The sequence below is a fragment of the Rhodococcus sp. R1101 genome (genome assembly GCF_000278445.1).
GTDB classification, from domain to species: Bacteria; Actinomycetota; Actinomycetes; order Mycobacteriales; family Mycobacteriaceae; genus Rhodococcus; species Rhodococcus gordoniae.
In genome coordinates this window covers 1-3,432 of sequence record NZ_AJVB01000422.1, presented here as the reverse complement: position 1 = coordinate 3,432, position 3,432 = coordinate 1, and the positions used below count along the sequence as shown (strand labels likewise).

The window sequence follows — 3,432 nt, the reverse complement described above, 5'->3', positions numbered from 1 at the left end:
CCGTCACGGCCAGGATCTCGGGGCGCAACCGCGCACCGGCGCAGGCCGGACACGGGATCTCCCGCATATAGCCTTCGTAGCGTTCCTTGGCCTGGTCGGATTCGGATTGTTCGAGGCGGCGGTGCAGGAACGGCATGACGCCTTCGAATTCGGCGTAGTACGAGCGGACGCGGCCGTAGCGGTTCTTGTATCGCACGTGCACCTGCTCGGTGCTGCCTTCCAGCACGGCCTTGCGCACCTTGGCGGGCAGCTTCCGCCACGGGGTGTCGATGTCGAATCCGAGCGCATCGGCCAGACCGGACAGCAACCGGCCGAAGTACTCGGCGCTCTGACCCATCGACCACGGGGCGATCGCGCCGTCGGCCAGGCTCAGATCCGGGTCGGGAACGACGAGATCGGGGTCGACCTCCTTGCGCACGCCCAGGCCGGCGCACTCGGGGCACGCACCGTACGGCGAGTTGAACGAGAACGACCGTGGTTCGAGTTCGTCGATGGACAGCGGGTGCGAGTTGGGGCACGCGAGCGTCTCGGAGAACCGGCGTTCGCGGTCGGGGGCGTCCTCCTCGCGATCGACGAAGTCGAGCACGACGACCCCTTCGGCGAGCCCGAGCGCGGTCTCGATGGAGTCGGTGAGGCGCTGCTGCGCGCTGGGCTTGACGGCGAGGCGGTCGACGACGACCTCGATGTCGTGCTTCTCCTGCTTCTTGAGCTTCGGCGGATCGGACAGGGTGTGGACCACCCCGTCGACACGCACACGGGAGTAACCCTGGATGGTGAGCTGCTCGAACAGGTCGACGAACTCGCCCTTGCGGGTACGCACGACGGGCGCGAGGACCTGGAAGCGGGCACCGGGCTCCATCTCGAGCACCTGGTCGACGATCTGCTGCGGCGTCTGCCGGGAGATCTGCTCACCGCACACCGGACAGTGCGGGGTTCCGGCGCGGGCGTAGAGCAGACGCAGGTAGTCGTAGACCTCGGTGATGGTGCCGACGGTGGACCGCGGGTTGCGGTTGGTGGACTTCTGGTCGATCGACACCGCGGGCGAAAGACCCTCGATGAAATCGACGTCCGGCTTGTCCATCTGCCCGAGGAACTGACGGGCATAGGCCGACAGAGACTCGACATAGCGCCGTTGTCCCTCGGCGAAGATGGTGTCGAACGCGAGGCTCGACTTGCCCGAACCCGACAGTCCGGTGAACACGATCAGACTGTCGCGCGGCAGATCCAGGTCGACACCACGCAGGTTGTGTTCCCTGGCTCCTCGCACGATCAGGCGGTCTGCCACGCCACATCCTTCCTGTAGACAAGGCCGCAGTTCGGCCCTCAGCCATGGTAGGCGCGGGTACCGACACGTTTCCGTGCCGAAGAACCACGCCCCGTCGACGAACCACGCGTCCGGTGCTCATGCGCGCGCACGCGAAGGTAGGTTGACTGCATGACGCAGCAGCCCGTGATCATCGAGGACACCTACACCGGCGACGTCACTCCCGGCGGACCCGCGCAACGCCGAAGGATTCCCGGAGCGAGCATCGTCAAACTCGCCGTCGGCGAGATGAACAACAACACCTATCTCGTCACCGACGACACGACCGGCAAGTCCGTGTTCATCGATGCCGCAAACGAACCCGAACGACTCGTGCAGTTCCTCCGCGACAACGCACCGGAACTCGAGCTGATCGTCACCACCCACCAGCACTGGGATCACTGGCAGGGCCTCGAGCGGGTGGCCGCGGCGACCGGTGTGCCGACGGCGGCGCACGAGCTCGATGCCGCTCCCCTGCCGGTGACGCCCGAGCGGATCCTGACCGAGGGCGACACCGTGCAGATCGGTGAGCTGAATCTCGAGGTGATCCACCTCTCAGGACACACCCCGGGGTCGGTCGCACTGGTCCTCACGGAACAGGGCACGGGCCGCGCGCACATCTTCACCGGCGACTCCCTGTTCCCCGGCGGGGTCGGCAAGACCCCGGACGACGATGCATTCCGCTCTCTGCTCGGCGACGTCGAGGCGAAGATCTTCGACCGGTTCGACGACGAGACGATCTTCTATCCCGGGCACGGCAAGGACTCGACCCTCGGAGCCGAGCGTCCGCATCTCGGAGAGTGGCGTGAGCGCGGCTGGTGATCTGTTCTGCATACAGGAACTCTCCGATGACGGACACCCCAGCCGACGCCGTCTGGCACGGGGGGTCGAAGCCGCCCTGAGCCCGGAGGTGTGCAACCGCCTCGACCGAGACAAGACAACACTGCTCGACGAGCAGCCGGCCCGCTCGATCGAGGCACGCATCCGGCCTGAATCGCCAAGGGGATTGTGCCATCCCAGTACCGAGATCCTGTCGGAGATCCCGACCGGCATCCTGCGGTACCCGATCCCCGGCATGTACGGAGGCTTCTCGATCGAACCGATGCGCGGTTGTTTGTTCGTCGGAAGTTCCAGTCGCATGGAAGCCGATTCGGGCGAATCACACGTGGTGACCACCTCCGGATTCCTGCTGGTGGAGGAATCCGAGTGAAGCGATGGACGCTACGGTCACCCAGGAGCATGCGTACCGGTCATTGAGGCAATTCACTCGCGTGCGCGTTCCGTACCCGGAGCCGATGCACCGTTCTCCGCCTCGACCTCCTCGGTCCTGCCCGGGTGTTCGTCGGCCATGTCTGCGAAGGCCGTTCCCGAGACCATCCCGTTCGTCCCCGGCACGACCGTGGTCGGCCGAACCCCCGGCTCGTACATCCGGTCGATCTCCTCGGCCTTCTCCCGTGCCTGTCGTTTCTCTTCGTCGTCGAGCGTGTCCCAGCGGGTCGGCTCCTCTGCGTCGGTCATGTCCGGTCCCCCTTTCCACTACGCGGCACCGACCCGCGCGGGTCGATTCGGGTGCGTCCGTTCCAGGGTGCTCCCCGTCGCGGCATCCCGGAGGGCGAACCGGTATCGAAGTTCGCCGGAACCATCCTGGACAGGAGCGCTGCGAGTACGCTCGAAACCCATGACGAGCTCGCTCGCTCGAGCACGAAGGCGCTGACACCGTGGCGGATCTCGTACTCGGGCCGGTACTCCGGCACATCGGCGACACGGACGCCACGATCTGGGTGGAGACGTCCGCACCCTGCACGGTCGAGGTGCTCGGCAGTGCGGAGCGTACGTGGACCGTCGCGGGCCATCACTACGCGCTCGTCGTCGTCCGAGAGCTCGAACCCGGATCGGAGACGCCCTACGAGGTGCGGGTGGACGGACACCTCGTGTGGCCGCCGGCCGGTGACGCCGCCCCCCTCGATCCGAACCTCGGGGGACGACACCGACACCTTCGTGCTCGCCTTCGGTTCGTGCCGCGTGGCGTCGGAGAGCGCGGAACCGACGGCCGTCCTGGGGAAGGACGCGCTCGTCGCGTACGCGCAGCGCATGCGTTCTCTGCCCACCGACGAATGGCCCGATGCCCT

The 3,432-nt window shown here is 66.6% G+C and carries 3 protein-coding genes and 2 pseudogenes; 3 read left to right on the top strand and 2 right to left on the bottom strand.

The window, feature by feature from the left end; genetic code table 11:
• Positions 1-1,285 (bottom strand): annotated as a pseudogene (locus R1101_RS0119110) (excinuclease ABC subunit UvrA); the annotation flags it as partial.
• A 150-nt stretch (positions 1,286-1,435) separates the two neighbouring features.
• Here R1101_RS0119110 and R1101_RS0119105 point away from each other — a divergent pair.
• On the top strand, positions 1,436-2,125 hold the full coding sequence (locus R1101_RS0119105; protein WP_016934935.1) for an MBL fold metallo-hydrolase: 690 nt from the start codon (positions 1,436-1,438) through the stop codon (positions 2,123-2,125).
• Entirely contained in the window at positions 2,109-2,513 is a 405-nt protein-coding gene (locus R1101_RS0119100) for a hypothetical protein (protein WP_016934934.1), read from the top strand. Before R1101_RS0119105 ends, R1101_RS0119100 begins: the two co-directional genes overlap by 17 nt.
• A gap of 53 nt (positions 2,514-2,566) precedes the next feature.
• Here the strand turns inward: R1101_RS0119100 and R1101_RS0119095 are convergent, their stop codons facing one another.
• The gene (locus tag R1101_RS0119095) at positions 2,567-2,821 is read right to left on the bottom strand and encodes a hypothetical protein (protein ID WP_016934933.1); all 255 of its coding nucleotides are present in this window, start codon (positions 2,819-2,821) and stop codon (positions 2,567-2,569) included.
• Positions 2,822-3,021: 200 nt separating this feature from the next.
• Here R1101_RS0119095 and R1101_RS31115 point away from each other — a divergent pair.
• Positions 3,022-3,432: pseudogene (locus R1101_RS31115) on the top strand (DUF7800 domain-containing protein); the annotation flags it as partial.

Bases quoted from the DNA above. Each gene is read 5' to 3' on its own strand.
- R1101_RS0119095 (WP_016934933.1), bottom strand. From the start codon at position 2,821: ATGACCGACGCAGAGGAGCCGACCCGCTGGGACACGCTCGACGACGAA.
- R1101_RS0119105 (WP_016934935.1), top strand. From the start codon at position 1,436: ATGACGCAGCAGCCCGTGATCATCGAGGACACCTACACCGGCGACGTC.